Consider the following 19,665-nt stretch of genomic DNA (forward strand, 5'->3'; position numbering starts at 1 on the left):
TAACTTAAATCCCTCAGCAATTACTTTTATACCCTTGTTTTATTAATCACCTAGTTATTATAAAAAAACACCGAACTGAATTTTTACAGTCCGATGCTTTACTTACTAGTACCTGAAACTTAGTGTCTGAGAACTCTACTTATCTATGTAGTCTGCACTTACTTAAACCAACCTTGAAAGCGCTCCATCAGCATATAGTTAACCGGAACGAGTAATAAAGTTATAAAGGTCGCAAATATAATCCCAAAACCTAGGCTTACTGCCATAGGAATTAAAAACTGAGCCTGAGTTGCCTTTTCAAACAGCAGCGGCATTAAGCCTATAAAAGTGGTTAAACTAGTTAGCATAACCGGGCGAAAACGCGCTACGCCGGCGGTTTTAACAGCTTCCATTAAATCGAGCCCTTCACTGCGCTTTTTATTAATGAAATCAACCAATACTAACGAGTCGTTCACCACGACCCCAATTAACGCGAGCATTCCCAGCAAACTCATAATGGTAAGCTCCATAGCCATGATCCAATGGCCAATTACTGCGCCAATCATGCCAAAAGGAATAATGCTCATCACCACCAGTGGTTGTAAGTACGATTTAAAGGGAATTGCGAGCAACCCATAAATTACAAAAAATACAAATACCATTCCCCACAGTAACGAACCAAACGATTCGCGCTGCTCTTTGGCTTCACCTTCTAATGAATGGCTTACACCTGGGTATTGTTGCACCAGTTCATCTAAGTAGGTTTTTAAATCAGCTTGAAGCACGGTCATATTGGTATCGGTTTTTTCTACATCCGCCGACACATTAAGTGTACGGTAACGATCAATACGGGTAATGGTTGATGGGCTTTGACCAGGTACTAAAGTGGCCACGTGTGACAGCGGCACTCGCCCACCATTAGGCGTTTGTATTAATATATCTTTTAAATCAGCAACTGAGCGCCTTTCATCTATAGGTAAGCGCACCATAACGCGCACATCATCACGCCCGCGTTGAATGCGCTGTACTTGTACACCAAAAAACGAGTTACGCACTTGTCTTGATACATCAACTCTATTTAATCCAAGTGCAAGCCCTTGCTCTGTTAGCTCTATTTGTAGCTCTTCTTTACCATCAGACATGCTATCGGCAATATCAAACACGCTTGGATAAGTGGCCAATCGTTGTTTAATTTGCTCAGCCACTGTTTGCAGTGTGGTTATGGAATTACCCGATAATTGAATATCAATTGGGTTTGAGCTTCTACCTATTTCTGCTCTAAATGTGAGACTTTCAGCCCCTGGGATCACCCCTATTAATTGCCGCCACTCTTTTACCAACTCACGCGAACCAATATCAGACTCTCGTTGTTCTGCTGGGGTGATTTCAAAGCGCACACTACCCGAATTAGCCGCACCGCCTCGCCCGCCAGTGCTGGCTAAAATATTAAGGATAATACTTTGCCCTGTTTCTTCATCTTGATACTTACGCTGAAGCTCTCTGGCTTTATCTGACATATCAATAATGTATTTATTCGTGACTTCAAACGGTGTTCCCGCAGGAAAAGTTAAATTAACCCGAACTGTTTCACTGGGAATACGTGGGAAGAAAATAAACTTAGTCCAACCACTGGTGAGCATGGTTAAAATAATTAAAAACACGCCCATAAATAAACTGACTGTGGCCAGTTTGTTGCGTAGCGCTAGCCCTAATACGGGTTGGTAATATTTTAAAATGGCATGCTCAAAACCATCTGCAAAACGTTGTTGGAGTTGCTCTAATTTAGAACCTTTGCCTTTTTGCTGGCGCAGTTTGATATATTTTAAATGCGCTGGCAGCACAAATTTAGATTCAATCAATGAAAACAATAATACCGGAATAACCACCACCGGAATTTGCGCAAAAATAGCGCCTCGTGCGCCTTCTATAAAACCTAACGGTAAAAAAGCGGCCACGGTGGTTAACACGCCAAATGTAACTGGCGTGGCTACTTCTTGAGTTCCTTTTATAGCAGCCTCTTCGCCCGATTTGGCAGTTTTTAAATGGGTATACACGTTTTCACCGGTAACAATGGCATCGTCCACCACAATCCCTAGCACCAATATAAAACCAAATAAGCTGATCACATTTATGGTCACGCCAAAGGCGGCCATTGCCATAAACGCGCCCATAAATGAAACCGGAATACCAATAAATACCCAAAACGCGATGGCAGGTCTTAAAAATAATGTCAGTAACCCCAGTACCAAAATACCGCCCTGTAAAGCATTGCTAGTTAGGGTAGCAATACGGCTTTTTACTACCTCAGAGTCATCATCCCAATAGCTTAAATAAAACCCTTGCGGTAAATTAGCTTGCTCACTGGTAATATAGTTTTTAACTGCATCGGCCACTTCTATCGCACTTTGCGGACCAATGCGGTACACATCAATAAATGCGGCTTGTTTGCCATTAAAGCGGGTGCGCACGGGGGTTTCTTCAAAATCATCGTTAATGGTTGCAATATCACTTAAGCGAATAATAGTGCCATCGGCTTGATTTTTTATCACAATGCTTGCAAATTCATCTTTGCGGTAAGCTTGCCCTTTAGAGCGAATAAGTACATCGCCGCCCTCTGTTTTAAGGTTTCCTGCTGAAATATCAGAACTTGAATTGGCAATGGCACTGGATATTTGCGCCAAGGTTAAATCGTATTGGCGCAGCGTATCTTGGCTTACTTCGATTGCCAGCTCATAATTACGTACGCCACTAAGTTCAACTTGGGTAATCGCCGGAATACGCAGCAATTCATCACGGACTTGCTCTGCATATTCTAGGGTTTCTTTTTCGTTGTAGTCACTTGAAACAGTGACTGCTATTACTTCACGCTTACGCTGGATTAACCCTATTACTGGTTTTTCTGCATCGGCTGGAAAGGTATTAATAGCATCGACACGGCTCTTTATATCCGCTAACAATTCACGCTCGTCGTAGCCAGTGTCAACCTCAACGCTCACTTGTGATGACCCCTCAGAAGAGCGGCTCGATATTTGTTTAATACCTTCGAGATCTTGTAATGCTTCTTCTATTCGTATGGTGACCCCTTTTTCAGCATCTTCTGGGGTTGAACCGCGTAAACTCACACTAATATTTATACGATCAGAAACAAACGAGGGAAACACCTCTAACGGTAACTTAGAAGACAGGCTGAATAGGCCGCCCAACACAATACTAATTAGCAGTAAGTTGGCAGCCACATGATTACGTGTAAACCAAGCGATCATGGCTGCTCTCCTGGTTTTTGTGCTTTAAGAGTCGCATCCATTATCTGCACTGGCGTACCTGAACTCACTTGACCCAGTGGCGTCAGCACTAATTGACTACCCGCTTCAAGACCTTTACTCACAATGCCTTGCAGCGCATTTTGCCACGCTAAAGCAATATTTTTACGCTGTAGTGTGCCATTTTCAACCACATAAACATAACTGCCTTGATATATCGCACTATTGGGAATAACGAGTACCTGAGAGGCGACTTTGCCATTAATTTTAGCTTTAACGTATTGCCCTATTTTTACTGGGTATTGATTATCACTGGTTGATTTATAAGGGTCATTAATTTTAGCCACCACATACAATTGCTGAGCACTTTCATCTATTGCGCCCTCAGTACGAATAAGTTGGCCTTGCCATTGTTGCTCGCCAATTAAATCTGAAGTGAAATTAACCGCTGAGCCACGCTGATTTTTAGCACCATCTCGATATTGCTCAGGTAAATTAATAAAAGGCAGATCTTTATTCTTTATCGGTAAGCGTATTTCAACACTGTCGGTTGCATAAATTGTCGCCAACTGCATATTGTTAGATACCACCTGACCTAAGTCAACGCTGCGGTTTAATACTCGCCCAGCATAAGGGGCTTTAATTTTAGTACGTTCAAGATTTAGTTGCGCTCTTTCCAATTGTGCTTGTGCTGACAAAACCTGTGCTTGCGCTGCAGCTAGCTGTGGCTTTCTAAGTACTAAAATACTCGGTTCAGACTCATTGCCTAAACGTTGCCAATCAGTAAGCGCTTGTCGGCCTCGCGCTTGCTCTTCTAATAAGTTTTGCTCGGCATTGAGCAAATTAGCTTGTGCTGATTTAACTTCTGCTTTTAAATCGCGATCATCTAACTGAAGTAACACATCGCCTTTTTCAAAAAAACCGCCTTCGCGGAACTGCTCATTTATATCAATAATCAGCCCAGAAACCTGAGCCACCAACATACTTTGAGTTCGTGGTTTAACCGTACCAAAGCTATCAATTTCAACGGGGTAGTCAATTAACTGCAATGGTTTTACCGCTACATTAATTTTTGCTTTTGGCGGTGCTGAAAAACGTGATGCTTTAGGCGGGTTTCCTTTAATAAACATCACCGAAAAAATGGTCGCTATAATGATAGCAGCGGGAACAATTATTTTTTGTTTGTTGAGTTTCATAGTGCTTGCTCATCCTGTGCGGATCTTGATTTTGCAAAGTCGCCCCCAAGAGCAACATGTAATTTAATGCGATTTGTGAGTAATTGGTTTTTAATTTCAATCAGTGAACTTTGTGCATCAAACGAGCGTGCTTGTGCATCTAATACGGTGGTGTAGCTCACTAAACCACTTTGATATTGTTCAAACGATAATTGCTCTGCTGCTAAGGCATTTTCTTGTGCCTGCAAGGTGCTTTGGTAGCGTGCCTTTAAAGATTGTTGTAGGGTAATAGCATTTTCAACATCACCAAATGCATCATATAAAGATTGCAGATAGGCTTGCTCTTGCTTTTGCGTTTGTAAACTGGCTATTTCCTCGTTCGCAGCAAGTCGCCCAGCGTCAAAAATAGGCGCTGAAATGCTACCAATAAGTGACCACGCAAGACTTGAAGCAGAAAATAAGTCGCTTACCCTGTTAGTGCTATCGCTTAAACCTGCCGCTAAATTTAAACTCGGAAAACGCTGTTTATGCGCATACGCAAGCGAAGCGTCGCTGGCTAATAACTGATACCAACTAGCACGCAACGCAGGTTTGCGAGTAATAAGCTCCGACGGTAAACCAAGGGGCATGTCGTCATTAATTACAGGTAGGTCGTTATTCGCTGCTATCAATCCTTTTGGATACTCCCCCAATAAACGCTCAAGGCTACGTGCAGCTTGAGTCAAATTTGCTTTTTGGGTTGCTATACGAGAGCGTTCATTGTTTAACTCATTGCGAGCTAAATAAACATCTAACGCTTCATTTAAACCTTGGCGATAACCCGACTCAATAATCTCGAGGTTTTGCTGGGCGTTAGCTTCTCTGCGCTTAAACAAATCAAGTAATTGCTCTGCACTGATTAAGTTAAACCAATTTGTTATAACATCTGCAATAAGCTGTTGTTTAGTTTGCTCATAGCGAGCTTGCTGAGCAAGGTAGTTGAGGTTGTCTCTACGCTTTGCATCCGAGAGTTTACCCCATAAATCAATTTCATAACCTAACTCTAACGATACAGAGCTTGAGTTATTATAACTAACCGGACGATTATCTTTGCTTCGCCCTACTCGCGTTGAAATATCTAAACTGGGCCATAAAGCGGCACCGGTGACAATTAATTGCTGTTTTTGTATTTCTACATCAAAACGGTTTTGCAATAGTTGCTGATTGTTTTTTAGCGCTTGAGTAACTAGCTGCTTTACTGTTGGTGAAGCAAGTTTATTAAACCATATGTCGTTGACAGCAACTACTGATTCAACAGCTGTTTGTTGCCACTGATCTGGGAGTGTATTCGGTGCTTGCTCACGTAGTTGCGGGTTTAAGTTACTCGTACAACCACTCAGCAGCATAATACTTATTGCCAATAAAGATGGCTTATATTGCCACATCATGTTTAAACCTGATTAATGCTATTTATGAATGTTATTCAAGCACTTTAGCAAACGTTGCTCAATTGACTTTACATAACATTACATACTTTGCGATGAAATTATAAATGCCGTAGATACGCCAATCATTAACATATTGATCACAAATCAATAAACAACCTAATTTTTAGCCAAAAAAGCTGAATAAAGTTCTCAAAGAGGTATGAAAAGGACAGAGGGACTTACTGTTTATGACGTGCTAGAAAAATAGAGCAGGATAGAAAAAACTTAGAAACAAAAAAGCCCCGCATATGCGAGGCTTTGTATAAATGGTGCCTCGACCCGGAATCGAACCAGGGACACGAGGATTTTCAATCCTCTGCTCTACCAACTGAGCTATCGAGGCACTAAACAGTGCAATAGTTAAATTAACTATTTAAATAAATGGTGCCGACTAACCGAGTCGAACGGTTGACCTACTGATTACAAGTCAGTTGCTCTACCAGCTGAGCTAAGTCGGCACACTAAACTGTGTGCTAAGGCACTTTATCAATTTTAAAGATTGATAACTTTTAATAAATGGTGCCTCGACCCGGAATCGAACCAGGGACACGAGGATTTTCAATCCTCTGCTCTACCAACTGAGCTATCGAGGCACTTAAACAGTGCTAGTGAACTGCTTTGAGCAATTTCACTTTTATAAATGGTGCCGACTAACCGAGTCGAACGGTTGACCTACTGATTACAAGTCAGTTGCTCTACCAGCTGAGCTAAGTCGGCACACTAAACTGTGTGCTAAGGCACGTGTAATAACGTTTAATCTTATGATTTGAAACACTATTACTTTAATAATGGTGCCTCGACCCGGAATCGAACCAGGGACACGAGGATTTTCAATCCTCTGCTCTACCAACTGAGCTATCGAGGCACTTAAACAGTGCTAATTAAAAATCTTAACTGATTTTTAATGCAATTCCCAGCTAGCTCTACTAACTGGCTATCTGGGCGTGCGGCGTATTAAACGAGTTTTGCCCCTACAAGTCAACTTTTTTTTTATTCTTTATAATCGTTTGAACGGTTTTCAAACAACTCGAGGCTATTTTCGTTAATACAGTGTATTTATCCAACAAAAGAGTTTAAAAAACGTAGTGAATTATTTTTTTTAGGTGTTACGATTGAATAATAACTTTCGGTACAGGCTTACCGTTTTAATAATAAGACCACAGGAAAACTCATGCAGAGCAAGCCCTCTTCAGCAATAAAAGGCCTACTACCTTTATTCTTAGTTAGTAACCTTATAATAACCGCATTATTTGTAGTCGCCTTTGTGCTTTATTCACAAGGCAATGCTGATAACAACGCATCTGCTCCAACCTCTACTTTATCGTTAACAAAACTTGCTGAGCGTCTTGATCAGCCTTTAGCAGAAGCATTAACAATATACGAGCAAGACAAGGTCACGCAATTACTCGATATGACCACCTTACTCAATGATGATTATAAATATACGCTCCACCGTTTTAATGCCAATAATCAAGCCGAGTTAGTTTATAGCAATAACAGTAAAGCAATTGCGCCTTTAGCTGTTAATAAATATATTAAAGAACAAAATACTCTTCATCATTTAATCTCATCAGAGGGGCAGATAATTGGAGAGCTTATTATTGAGCAAACACAGTCCTCAGTTACACCATCAAATCAACACTCACCACTAAATGCCTATATTGTAGCCTTTGCTGCACTGGTGGTGCTGTTTGTATTAGCATTCATGTTGAATAAATACATTAACAAGCGATTACATAAAAATACAGATTCACTTACTCAAGAACTAAAAGAAATTACGCAAAACGATAACTATCAAAGTACCCTAAATGAGCAACTAGAGGGTGGTTTAGAAACGGTAGCTCAACAAGTTAATTTGTTACTCAAAAAGGTGAGTAAGGTTCAAGCTGACGATCAAGCGGCGAAAAAAGAATTAAAAAAATTACAAACAAGCCTTGAAACAGAAGTACAAAACAGAACCTTTGAGTTAGAAAAACAAACGCAAAAAGCGCTAAAAGCCAGTGAAACTAAAACCACCTTTTTAGCCACTATGAGCCATGAAATAAGAACACCAATGAATGGCGTAATCGGTACCATTGATTTACTTCGTCAAACAGAACTTGATGGTGCACAGCAACGTTTAAGTACAATTATTCGTGAATCTGCATTCTCGCTGCTAAGTATCTTAGATGATATTTTGGATTTTTCTAAAATTGAAGCAGGAAAGCTCAATATAGACCCGACTCCCTTTTCTGTTGCAGATACACTAGAAGAAGTTGCAAAGGTGTTATCGTCAGTTGCAAAAAATCGTCACCTAGAACTCGATTTATCAATTGCACCCGATATTCCTAATAACCTCATGGGCGACTCAGTCAGAGTTCGCCAAGTACTCTATAACTTATGCAGTAATGCCATTAAATTTACCAGCACCAATGGCTCAACCCAAGGTAGGGTGAAAATATCGGTTGAAGTGGCACATAATACTGCCGATCATTTTACGCTACGTTTTTGTGTAGTTGATAACGGTAAAGGAATGAGTCAGTCTCAATTAAGGAAAATATTCAGCCCATTTACTCAAGCTGAAAGCTCAATTACCCGAGAATTTGGCGGTACAGGGCTTGGGCTTTCAATTTGTAAAAGCTTAACCGAGCTAATGCTTGGTACTATACATGTTACAAGCCATGAAGGGATTGGTAGTGAGTTTACCGTTGAACTGCCTTTTTCAACGGCAGGTAAAACTGAATTTGCCCATAAAAATACACTAAATGGTAAACATGTCGTTGTTGTTAGTGACAATGCTGAACGCGGCAAGGTAATTTATCGTTACTTATCATTTATGGGGGCCAAAATAACCTATACCCATGAGCAAAATGATATAGAAGCTCATCAAGACACAAAGGATATTATTTGGGTTGTTGATGGTATTGATGACATGAGTAGCATTAGCACTTTGCTGAGAAGTTTACTTTACTCACTAGAAGATAATAATCAGCAAATGGTGGTGTTAAGTAAGCTGGATGAAGCCGTTATTAATCATAAAAATATTTTTTATATTAATGCTTCACCACTGTGCAAATCTAACTTTATGCTTTCAATTTTGGTTGCGGCGGGCTTACATAAACCTAAGCAAATAAAAAAAGCTAAAAGCATGAATCATTATTTAAATTCAGAAGAAGCACTCGCTGCAAATAGGCTTGTTTTATTGGTAGAAGATAACTTACTAAACCAAGAGGTACTTACCGAACAGTTACACATACTAGGGTATAGTGTGGAAGTAGCGAATAATGGTGAGGAAGGCATAGAGATGTGGCGTAAAAACAGCTATTCGCTCATCCTAACCGATTTACATATGCCGAAAATGTCTGGCTACGATATGGTTGAAAAGATTAGAGAGGAAGCGGCACTGTTAGAAGCAATCGATGCCCAACCTTATATTATTGCTGTAACAGCCAATGCCTTAAAAGGCGAAAGAGAGCGCTGTTTAGCTGTGGGAATTAATGACTTTATAACTAAACCGATTGAGTTAAATGCGCTTGAAGACATATTAAATCAATGGAGCGATTTAGATAATAAACAGCCAAAACAAATTAGCTCAGCTGAAAAGCCAGCCATGCCTATTAACATGGAGTCTGCCAACAAATATATAAATGGCGATGATGCTAAAAAAATTCGCTTCTTTAAAATGTATTTAGAGCAAAGCCAAGAACAAATTAAATCAATCAACTTTGCGGTACTACAAAAGAGTCAAAGTGAAATTATAGCTGCCTGCCATCAATTGAAATCTATATCAAAAACAGTGGGGGCTAATATTGTGGCTGATCTAGCGCAGTCATTTGAGGATAAGTGTAAGGCTGATGAAATCAATGCCGATGAGTTAATTGAGATGAGAGATGAGCTCGAAATTGAATATTCAAGAGCAGCACAATTTTTAAAAGAACAAATTAGAAACCACGATCAACAAGATGACTTGATTTAACTAACTGCTCATAGGTATGCACAACAAAAAAGGGCTTTTTAGCCCTTTTTTAACGATTATTTTTCTACTGGCTTATAGCCTTCAATCTCAACCTCTTTTCCTTCAAATAAAAAGCCAACCATTTGCTCTTCTAAAAAGGTACGATGTTCTGGGTCCATCATATTTAAATGCTTTTCGTTGATCAGCATCGTTTGTTTATGCTGCCACTGTCCCCATGCTTCTTTAGATATATTATTAAAAATCTTTTCGCCAATTTCCCCAGGATAAAGTTGAAATCCAAGGCCTTCAGCTTCTTTTTGTAACTTTTGACAAAATACAGTACGTGCCATGATTTATTCTCTCTAACGCTAAATGCTGCTAGTTTAACCTATTGGGCTCATTTGTTTAACCAACTTTTTAGTCGGTGCAGCTAAACCCACCTCTATTGATTGATCAAGTGGATACCATATTAATTGCTTGTCGTTCACCACATCAGGGATTTGCTGAACATTGAGCACATGTGGGTTTATGGTTAGCTCAAAATGTGAGAACACATGGCTAAAAGGCGCTAATATCTCAAGCTCACTTTTTAGCCCTTGCTGTGCTAAAAAAGTATCGAGCTCACTGTGCTCATTAAATTCAAAAAACCCAAATAATCCCCCCCAAATGCCACTACTTGGGCGTTTTTCCATGAGTACTTTGTCGTTATGTTTAATGATTAACTGATGACAACTTTTTTTAGGCACTGCTTTTTTAGGTTTAGAATGTGGAAACTCTTTAACCTTACCCGCATTAAAAGCACCACATTGTGTTTTTAACGGGCATGCTTCACAGTCAAAACGACTTCGTGAACAAAGGCTTGCCCCTAAATCCATCATAGCTTGATTAAACTCAGTCACATTATTTTTAGGGGTGAGTTGTTCACTTAAATGCCACAGCTGATTTTCTACCTTTTTGACGCCATACCAACCTTCAACCATGAAAAATCGCGCAAGCACTCTTTTAACATTACCATCAAGAATAGGATGATGCTGCCCCAAAGATAAAGATAAAACAGCACCGGCAGTGGAGCGCCCTATTCCGGGTAAATTCATTACCTCTTCAAGTGTGCTGGGAAACTGGCCTTGATATTTGTCTCGCACTATTTTGGCCGTTTTATGTAAGTTGCGCGCGCGTGCATAGTAACCTAGACCAGTCCAGTGATGCAGAACCTGATCTTCATCAGCATTTGCTAAAGCAATAATATCGGGAAAGCTTTGCATAAACTTTTCGAAATAAGGAATAACAGTCACAACTTGGGTTTGCTGCAGCATCACCTCAGACACCCATACTTTATAAGGTGTTTTAGCTAATTGCCATGGCAATGTTTTGCGCCCATAGAGATGATACCAATCAACTACTTGGTTAGAAAACCAATCAGACTGCTGCTTTTTTAAATCCAACATATTTACTTTTTTACTAATGCTTAATGGCGGCTCAGTCTATTGTAGTTGTTGAAAAGATCAAGCTATAACGCCCTAGAGCTTGTCAACCCCGCGCGGGTCAGGGATAATACGCAACCATTTTTAAACACATTGTTTTGTCAGGCCAATAATATGAGTGAATCAAGTAACAACAACCTTGAGCAAGCTAAGCAAGAAGGTAAGTATATCCGCACTATTCGTAGTTTTGTAAAACGCGAAGGCCGATTAACCAAAGGCCAAGCCGCTGCAATCGAAAAATGCTGGCCAACAATGGGGCTTGAGCATAAAAACGGCCTACTTGATTTAAACGCAGTATTTGGAAATGACAATGATGTAGTGTTAGAAATTGGCTTTGGTATGGGCAAGTCATTGGTTGAAATGGCAAAAAATGCACCACATCTTAACTTTATCGGTATAGAAGTACATCGCCCAGGCGTTGGCGCGTGCTTAATGGATGCCGACGAAGCAGGCGTTACTAATCTTCGTGTATTTGAACACGACGCCGTTGAAGTCCTTGCAGATTGTATAAGTGATGAAAGCTTATCGACCTTACAATTGTTCTTCCCTGATCCATGGCACAAAAAGCGTCACCATAAGCGCCGTATTGTACAAACTGAGTTTGCAGAAAAACTACGCTCTAAATTAAAAATTGGCGGCGTTTTTCATATGGCAACCGATTGGGAAAACTATGCAGAGCATATGCTTGAAGTAATGCAAGCAGCACCTGGTTACAAAAACCAATCAGAGACTAACGACTATGTACCTCGTCCTGATTCACGCCCGCTGACTAAGTTTGAACAACGTGGCCATCGTTTAGGCCATGGCGTATGGGATTTAATGTTCGAACGTACTAAATAACCGTTAATTAAATAATCAAGTAAGGTAAAGCCATTTATGAGCGTATTAACCAATCCGAGCCTATTATTACTTCGCAACAGCGAGGAGCTAAAAGGTAAATCAATATTGGTGGTCAACTTTGTTCAAGATGGCTTTTTAAATGAGCTAAAAACGCTCAACCCACAAAGTAAAATAACGGCTTTTAGCTATAACCATGCAAATGGTGAATTTGCTAAAAACATATCGGGTATAAATGTAGAAGTTAATCACACGATTAGCGCCGGTGAATATGATTTAGTAATTCTTTATTACCCCAAGTCTAAGCCTGAGCTATTAATGGCATTAGACAACATACGCGCAGTGATAAGTAAAGAAGCTGAGCTGCTAGTCGTTGGCGAAAACAAAAGCGGTGTAAAATCAATTGAAAAGCAACTCGCCAATAAAACGGCGTTTAGTAATAAAATTGACTCTGCAAAACACTGCGTTTTATATTCATTTTCAGAAATAACCCTGAATTCAACATTTGATGTTAGTACTTACCACAAAGAGTTTGTGGTAAACGTAAGTGATATTGAGTTTACTGCTGTAAGTATTCCCGGCGTGTTTAACCATGGCGGCCTTGATGCAGGCACTAAAATGCTATTAGAAAATGCACCAAATATAAAACACGGTAACGTTCTTGACTTTGGTTGTGGCGCGGGGCTTATTGCTACGTTTTTAGGGCTAAAAAATCCGGCTCTTACATTTACATGTAGTGATGTAAGTGCACTAGCTACCTATGCAACAACACAAACGCTTAAACTTAATAACGTTAATGGTGAAGCCGTACTGAGCGATGGTTTAAACAGCATTGCAGGTAAGTTTGATTTAATTATTAGTAACCCACCATTTCATACCGGTATTGCGACCGATTACACAGTAGCCGAATCATTTTTAAATAATGCCAAACAGCACCTAACTAAAACAGGTAAGCTCACTATTGTTGCTAATAGCTTTTTAAAATATCCACCTATTTTAGAAGCCCAATTTGATAGTTATCAAACGGTGTTTAAGAATAATAAGTTTGCTGTATACAGTAGCTAAAACTAATTATTAATCCCCTATCAAAATATAGATATGCGGTATATTAGCCGCATATTTACTTTATGACGTAGATTAACTAAAAATAAATAGTGTAATTAAGCTAATCTTTTTGCTTCACTTTTTCCTGTTTTTGCTAAACTAGTATTTATTACATTCACAATTGACACGGATGACCCTCTCGCAATGCCTAAAACTGTAGAGCAAAATAGCATTCGTAGTATATTGTTTAAAACCATCATGCTTATAACAGCCATCTGTTTGCTATTATCTCTTTCTATTTCTACTTACTTAAGTACACAAGAGCAAAAAAAGCAGCTCATTAGTAAACTTGTGCTGGTGTCAGAGATCATTGCCTTTGATGCAATGCCGTCATTACTGAATAAAAATAGACCTGCAGAAGAAAGGCGGTTAAAGCTTCTTCAACAAGTCTCATCGGTCACAAACTTACATATTTATGCGCTAGATGAGCAAACAAATAAACCAGTATTTTTTACCAGTTTTAATGCTCAAAAATCGCCACCTGTACCAATCAAAACAGACAGTATTAACGACTTTATAGAACCCCAAGTAGGTGATGAGTTTATTGAGTACATTACTCCAATACTCAATAATGATCAGTTACTGGGTTATGTGTATATTAGGGGCAGCTTGGATAACTTAAATAAGTTTATCACTAAAAAAATTATAATTGATATTGCCATTATCGCTTTAATACTTATTTTTATCTCTTTGATTATTTTAAGGCTACAAAAAAGGATAGCCAGCCCAATAGAAAACTTAAGCTTGTTACTGCAAAACATAGCTAAAAATCATAACTACTACGCCCGGGCGCCTTTAACAAACTTAACTGAAATAACCAGGCTTTCTAACAGCTTAAATGTAATGCTGGCGCGAACACAAAGACAAATAAAGCGCCACGAAGAAGATAAAAAAGAAATTAAGCTACTAAACTCAAATCTTGAAGAAAAAGTAAGCCAACGAACCATCGCGCTCAGAGAAGCAAATAAAGAGTTGCTATCTACACTTGAAAAGATGCACCAATACCAAACTCAAATTGTCGAAAACAAAAAAATGGCTTCATTAGGGCAAATGGTGGCAGGTGTAGCTCATGAGGTAAATACCCCTATAGGGCTTGGGATCACCGGTTCTACTTTATTAAGGGATAAACTCGCGGAGCTACAAATTAACTTTCAAAATAAGTCATTGACTGCCAGTCAATTTGAGCAATTTACTAACGATGGCATTGAAAACTTAGACCTCATCTACAGTAGTTTAAACCGTGTCGCAGAGCTTATTTCTAACTTTAAAAAAGTGGCCGTGATCAAAGATGATGAAATCACTAGCACCGTTCACTTTCAGCAGCTCATAAACGATACATTATTGTCTATGGGGCAAGAGTTAAGAATAAAAAATCCTAAAGTTCTTATAAATTGTCCAGCAGATTTAACCGTTGAAAGTAAAAAAGGGCCACTGCAGCAAGTTTTCCATCAATTAATTTTAAACTCCCTACTACACGGATTTGTAGCTGGCGGTGACAATGTAGTGCAAATTGATATTGTGGCAACAAGCACAAAAACACAAATTACCTACACCGATAACGGCCTAGGTGTAGAGAGCAACATAAGAGCGAAAATTTTTGACCCTTTTGTTACTTCAAAACGCGGTCAAGGAGCCAGTGGATTAGGCATGCATTTAGTTTACAACTTAGTGACCCAGGCTTTGGCTGGAGAAATTGTATTAGATACTGAGTATCAATCAGGAGCACGATTTATTATTACGCTATTTTAAAAAGTGAAATAAATCCGTTCTCTGCTCTTGAATTACGACTTTATGACCATACTAAAACAGCACTCTTTGAACAGTTGTATCATTAATGCTGTATTTTCACACAATTAATGAACTTAATTGTGTTTAACATATCACATACATTGATGAAAAATTGTAAAGTGATATAATTTCGTTTTGAATTAGTCTGATTATTTTAAGTATCTTTAGGTGGTTGATGGATGTATCAATTATTAAAGGGAAATGGCTTCGACTTTATAATTCAAGTTATACATCCAACGTTAAGTATCAATTAAGCCGCGGTCTTTAATAATAGTTTGAGCGCGCAGCTGTTTTTATCTAATTTGTTTTTACTTGTTAACATTTAGATATAATCCTATAATTCCAGTAGTCGGTTTTGATGATCACACCGATTTTAAAATAAAACACTCTACAAAAAGGTTAATTAAAAATGCAAACGCCAGTCATTCTGATCGTAGAGGATGAAGACGTAACTAGACTAAACCTCGTTAGTTTATTTGAAGCCGAAGGTTACAAAGTTATTGAAGCCATTGATGGCGATGATATGCATGATAAGCTTACAAATAACGATGACGTCAATCTTGTAGTTATGGACATCAACCTGCCAGGTAAAAACGGGCTTATTTTAGCTCGCGAATTACGCCAAAAACGCAAAGTTGGTCTTATTTTCTTAACAGGGCCGTGACAACGATGTAGACCGTATTTTAGGTCTTGAAATTGGTGCTGATGACTATATTACTAAGCCTTTCAACCCGCGTGAATTAACTATTCGTGCTCGTAACTTAATTACGCGTACTGCATTAGGTGGTGAAGAGTCTGCTATTGAAACAAATGGCGTGATCACCTTTAACGGTTGGGAACTTGACGAAAATAGTCGCTGCCTTACTTCTCCAAACGGAGACGCGAAACGTCTACCTAAAGGCGAATACAGAGCACTGCGTTTAATGCTTGACTCTCCGGGTCGTATATTTAGCCGTGAGCAACTAATTAAACACATGACTGGCCGAGAGCTTCGCGCTAACGACCGTACGGTTGACGTAACAATTCGTCGTATCCGCAAACACTTTGAAAGCGACAACTCAACATCTGAGTTAATCAGCACCATCCATGGTGAAGGTTACCGTTTCATTGGTAAAATCGATAGCTAATTAGTTATTACTCTAATTGCTGTAAAAATAAATGAAGGGCCTGTTGTCCTTCATTTATTTTATCTGTTAACTCCTCAAGCCACACAGCTAACACTTCGTCACTTTGCTCCAGCGCCCCATGCTCCATTTGCTTTGCATGCAACTGAACATCATTAAGACCGACCGAACCAGCCGCACCTTTTAACTTATGCGCAACCGATTTGTACTCTTCTCTATCAGCAGCGTTTAACGAAGCTAACAGCTCTTGTTGGTACTGCGGATTTAGCTTTGCGAACAACTGGCTACTGCGTTTAAATACTTCAACGCCCATCGAATTTACAAAGTCTTCAATGGTTTCAACATCCAACAAGTCAGTATTAATTTGATTTAATAACGCTTGATTGACCACTCGTTGAGGAGCCTCGGTTTGCGCTTGCTTAATGCCAAAGAGTTCAGCGAGCATATTATCTAACTTGCTTGTGTTTATTGGTTTAGCTAGTGCGCCTTGAATAGAAATACCCTCAAGCTCCTCTTCAGCACTACGTACATTGGCCGTTAATGCCACTATTGGAAGCTGATCAAAATGACTTTGAGCGCGAATTTGTCTTGCCACTTCGTCACCATTAATATCAGGCAACTGCATATCAAGTAAGACTAAATCTAAGTCATCTTCAGTTTCGACAAACGATAAAGCATCTTCACCCGTTTCAGCCCACAGCACTTCGTGTCCACGTTGTTCTAGTAGGTTAGTAGCAATTTCAGCATTAAGTGGCACATCCTCCACTAATAAAATATATAAGCTACGCCCAACATAACTATGTTCGGTAGGAGCACTACATAAATTCAGCGGAATTTGTACCGTAAAGCAGCTGCCCTCTCCTGGGGTACTATTAACCGTTATTGTGCCTTTCATTGCGCTTACTAACGCTTTGGTGACAGCTAAGCCAATACCTGAACCAATGGCATTGGTGCCTTTAAGATCTGGCGCTTTATAGTACATGTCAAAAATGCGTGTTAGTTGCTCTTGTGGAATGCCTTCACCGGTATCGAGTATTTTAATAATAAGCCAAGGGCCATCTTCACGGTTTTCTCTGGCACAATCTAAGATTACGCTCCCTTGTTGAGTAAACTTAACAGCGTTATTAATTAAGTTCCACACCACTTGGCGTAAACGGGTCGGGTCAAGCAAAGCATATATGTCAAGCATGCCAGAACGCTTCACTTCAAACGAAAGCTCTTTTTGCTCAGCAATAAGGCCTGCAAAGTTAACTACATCGTTGATAAAGTCCGAAACATTAATTTCGTTGGCGGCAATATCTAACTGCTCACGGTCAATTTTATCTAAATCTATAATATCGTTAAATATATTACCTAGTGTTTCGGCGCTTGAAAACACGGTATTACACCAACTGCGTTGCTGTTTGTTTAATTCGGTATCCAGTAGCATGCGCGTTAAGCCCACAATACCATTAAGCGGTGTGCGTAACTCATGGCTTAATGTGGCAATAAATTTCCCTTTATCTTTATAAGCTGTTTCTAGTGCCTGCGCAGCTTCTTTACGACTGGTAATATCACGGCCAAACGCAAGTAAACCAATGTAATCCCCTTGTTCATTAATAAAGGGAAGTTTACGCAATTCAAACCACCTAATTTCACCGTTTACTGAGTACTCCACATCTATAGTTAAACCTTGGTGCGTACGCTCAACCTGCTCATCGGTTCTGAGTACTTCTGATAAAAAGTGGCTTGGGAATATTTCTTCTGCGGCTTTACCAATAAGTTCACCACTGGTTTTACCCATCACCTCTTCAAACATTTTATTACAACCAGCAAACACCCCGTTGTTATCGCGGTAATAAAATAAATCCGGCGAGGAGTCTACAATTGAGCGCAGTAACATGCCTTGCTGTGCGAGTTCTTGTTGTGTTTTTTTACGCTCTGCAATTTCACGCCTAAGCTCTTCTATTGCTCGGTGTTTAGCATGAAAAGCCATTTTACGTTCGTCAATTTCAATGTTTAAACGGTTAATATTGTCTTTGAGGGTTTGATTTAAAAGCTTCTCTTGTTTTGTGGCACTATCTAAATAAGCATAAGAGGCATCAAGTTGCCGAATAGAGTTTAATAATATGCTGATAACTAAAGGAGAAACAACCGAGGTAAAAAATACCACGGCGAGTATATCAACCAAGTTTACTTCGCCTATGGCAACGTAATAAAACATACTTGATAAAACCAGCGATATTGTCAGTAATAATGCATAGCAAATAGCTGCAGTTTTAAACTCACCAAAACGAGTTATTGAACTGGAAAGAACTCTAACCCACGGGTTCAAAGAAGAATCAGTCATATATCAGTTTTTCTCTTAGCTAAATGCTTAGGGTCTGTTGACCTTTCAAGGTTAAAGGCTAATTTTAGCATTTTCTATCAGCTATTTTCATGTTGTGCGACAAAAACAATAAAATTTCATGTTTGGTGTTATTTGCTGCATTTCAGCAAATCTTTATTTAGTGTAAAATGCGGCGTTTTAAATATTGCAAATAACGAGTAACGTATCATGCAAAAAACTATGCCAGATATTGCTAACACGGCTGCCGCATTACAAACAGGTAAATTAGACTGGGTAGGTATGGGCGATATAGAGCTGCCTTTTATTTTTGAATCTCTTGATTTAGCTCCAGTTACCGTTAATGCAAAAGCACGCGCCTTTGTTAATTTACACAAAGAAGATGCTAAAGGCATTCATATGTCGCGACTATTTTTAGCGTTGGATCACCTCTCAACTGAGCAACAGGTCAATCCAGAAACCTTAGCACAAGCCTTAGATACCTTTATCACCAGTCATGAAGGCTTAAGTGATAAAGCACACATTGAATTTAAATTTGAATTGCCGCTACGCCGTAAGTCATTACTTAGTGGTAAAGCAGGTTGGAAAAGCTATCCCATTGTACTTACCAGCACTATAAATCAAGGCGTTATTAGTTTTGAGCTCAGCGTTGATGTGACTTATTCATCAACTTGCCCCTGCTCTGCAGCACTGGCTCGCCAATTAATTCAAAACGCATTCAGCGAAAATTTTTCTCAAGAAACACTCACTCAATCAGAAGTTTTAGAGTGGCTTGGAACAACTCAAGGCATTGTAGCAACCCCGCATTCACAGCGTTCAATTGCTAATGTTAAAGTTAAATTAGCAAATAACATTAAACAGTTTGATGTGGTTAACTTAATAAACTTACTAGAAGATGAACTAAAAACACCAGTACAAGCTGCGGTAAAACGTGAAGACGAACAAGAGTTTGCTCGCTTAAACGGTCAAAATTTAATGTTTTGTGAAGACGCAGCACGAAAAATTAAAACGACGTTAGAGTCAAAAGAGTTTACCGATTACTTCCTGCAAATTAACCATTATGAGTCTTTACATGCTCATGATGCAGTTGCGATTGCCGTAAAAGGTATTGAAGGCGGCTATAAAGCATAATAGTGCTCATCCCCATTCGTTAATAAAACAACCATAACAACTATTTGGGCACATAAATTG

General features: G+C 39.3%; 11 protein-coding genes, 5 tRNA genes and 1 pseudogene. 6 read left to right on the forward strand and 11 right to left on the reverse strand.

Annotation, left to right across the window (positions count from 1 at the left end):
- Nucleotides 1-158 precede the first annotated feature (158 nt).
- The 8 genes from LOC50_RS10755 to LOC50_RS10790 form a co-directional block, all read right to left on the reverse strand.
- Nucleotides 159-3,242: an efflux RND transporter permease subunit gene (locus tag LOC50_RS10755; RefSeq protein WP_214552755.1), complete on the reverse strand. Its 3,084-nt coding sequence runs from the start codon at nucleotides 3,240-3,242 to the stop codon at nucleotides 159-161.
- On the reverse strand, nucleotides 3,239-4,435 hold the full coding sequence (locus LOC50_RS10760) for an efflux RND transporter periplasmic adaptor subunit (protein ID WP_036980072.1): 1,197 nt from the start codon (nucleotides 4,433-4,435) through the stop codon (nucleotides 3,239-3,241). The genes LOC50_RS10755 and LOC50_RS10760 overlap by 4 nt, the downstream gene beginning before the upstream one ends.
- Nucleotides 4,432-5,841 carry a TolC family protein gene (locus tag LOC50_RS10765; protein ID WP_036980074.1) on the reverse strand — a complete coding sequence of 470 codons (1,410 nt, stop codon included), beginning with the start codon at nucleotides 5,839-5,841 and terminating at the stop codon, nucleotides 4,432-4,434. Before LOC50_RS10765 ends, LOC50_RS10760 begins: the two co-directional genes overlap by 4 nt.
- A gap of 306 nt (nucleotides 5,842-6,147) precedes the next feature.
- Nucleotides 6,148-6,223, reverse strand: a tRNA-Phe gene (locus LOC50_RS10770).
- Nucleotides 6,224-6,262: 39 nt separating this feature from the next.
- Nucleotides 6,263-6,338 (reverse strand) — tRNA-Thr (locus LOC50_RS10775).
- A gap of 59 nt (nucleotides 6,339-6,397) precedes the next feature.
- Nucleotides 6,398-6,473, reverse strand: a tRNA-Phe gene (locus LOC50_RS10780).
- 48 nt (nucleotides 6,474-6,521) lie between these two features.
- A tRNA-Thr gene (locus tag LOC50_RS10785) sits at nucleotides 6,522-6,597 on the reverse strand.
- Between the two features lie 72 nt (nucleotides 6,598-6,669).
- Nucleotides 6,670-6,745 (reverse strand) — tRNA-Phe (locus LOC50_RS10790).
- Nucleotides 6,746-7,051: 306 nt separating this feature from the next.
- On the opposite strand from LOC50_RS10790, the gene LOC50_RS10795 reads away from it, so the two are divergent.
- Nucleotides 7,052-9,835 (forward strand): ATP-binding protein, encoded by a 2,784-nt coding sequence (locus LOC50_RS10795; protein ID WP_250653209.1) that lies wholly within the window; start codon nucleotides 7,052-7,054, stop codon nucleotides 9,833-9,835.
- Between the two features lie 56 nt (nucleotides 9,836-9,891).
- Here the strand turns inward: LOC50_RS10795 and LOC50_RS10800 are convergent, their stop codons facing one another.
- Nucleotides 9,892-10,164, reverse strand: a complete 273-nt coding sequence (locus LOC50_RS10800; protein WP_013464143.1) for an oxidative damage protection protein — start codon at nucleotides 10,162-10,164, stop codon at nucleotides 9,892-9,894.
- A gap of 33 nt (nucleotides 10,165-10,197) precedes the next feature.
- A complete protein-coding gene (mutY, locus tag LOC50_RS10805) occupies nucleotides 10,198-11,259 on the reverse strand; it encodes an A/G-specific adenine glycosylase (RefSeq protein WP_069439185.1) in 1,062 nt (353 codons plus the stop codon).
- Nucleotides 11,260-11,409: 150 nt separating this feature from the next.
- Here mutY and trmB point away from each other — a divergent pair, with 150 nt between their 5' ends.
- The 4 genes and pseudogenes from trmB (at nucleotide 11,410) to arcA (ending at nucleotide 16,151) form a co-directional block, all read left to right on the forward strand.
- Nucleotides 11,410-12,135 carry a tRNA (guanosine(46)-N7)-methyltransferase TrmB gene (trmB, locus tag LOC50_RS10810; protein WP_036980079.1) on the forward strand — a complete coding sequence of 242 codons (726 nt, stop codon included), beginning with the start codon at nucleotides 11,410-11,412 and terminating at the stop codon, nucleotides 12,133-12,135.
- Nucleotides 12,136-12,171: 36 nt separating this feature from the next.
- Nucleotides 12,172-13,197, forward strand: coding sequence for a methyltransferase (locus tag LOC50_RS10815; RefSeq protein WP_250653210.1), 1,026 nt, complete (start codon nucleotides 12,172-12,174; stop codon nucleotides 13,195-13,197).
- 183 nt (nucleotides 13,198-13,380) lie between these two features.
- Complete coding sequence (locus LOC50_RS10820) at nucleotides 13,381-14,985, forward strand: ATP-binding protein (RefSeq protein WP_250653211.1); 1,605 nt, start codon at nucleotides 13,381-13,383, stop codon at nucleotides 14,983-14,985.
- 448 nt (nucleotides 14,986-15,433) lie between these two features.
- Nucleotides 15,434-16,151, forward strand: a pseudogene (gene arcA / locus LOC50_RS10825) (two-component system response regulator ArcA).
- A gap of 7 nt (nucleotides 16,152-16,158) precedes the next feature.
- Here arcA and arcB read toward each other — a convergent pair.
- The gene (gene arcB / locus LOC50_RS10830; RefSeq protein ID WP_013464139.1) at nucleotides 16,159-18,477 is read right to left on the reverse strand and encodes an aerobic respiration two-component sensor histidine kinase ArcB; all 2,319 of its coding nucleotides are present in this window, start codon (nucleotides 18,475-18,477) and stop codon (nucleotides 16,159-16,161) included.
- A 207-nt stretch (nucleotides 18,478-18,684) separates the two neighbouring features.
- On the opposite strand from arcB, the gene folE2 reads away from it, so the two are divergent.
- On the forward strand, nucleotides 18,685-19,605 hold the full coding sequence (gene folE2, locus LOC50_RS10835; RefSeq protein ID WP_036980085.1) for a GTP cyclohydrolase FolE2: 921 nt from the start codon (nucleotides 18,685-18,687) through the stop codon (nucleotides 19,603-19,605).
- Nucleotides 19,606-19,665: the final 60 nt, after the last annotated feature.

Origin of the sequence: Pseudoalteromonas sp. SCSIO 43095, assembly GCF_023650455.1 — a bacterium.
Lineage (GTDB): Bacteria > Pseudomonadota > Gammaproteobacteria > Enterobacterales > Alteromonadaceae > Pseudoalteromonas > Pseudoalteromonas tetraodonis.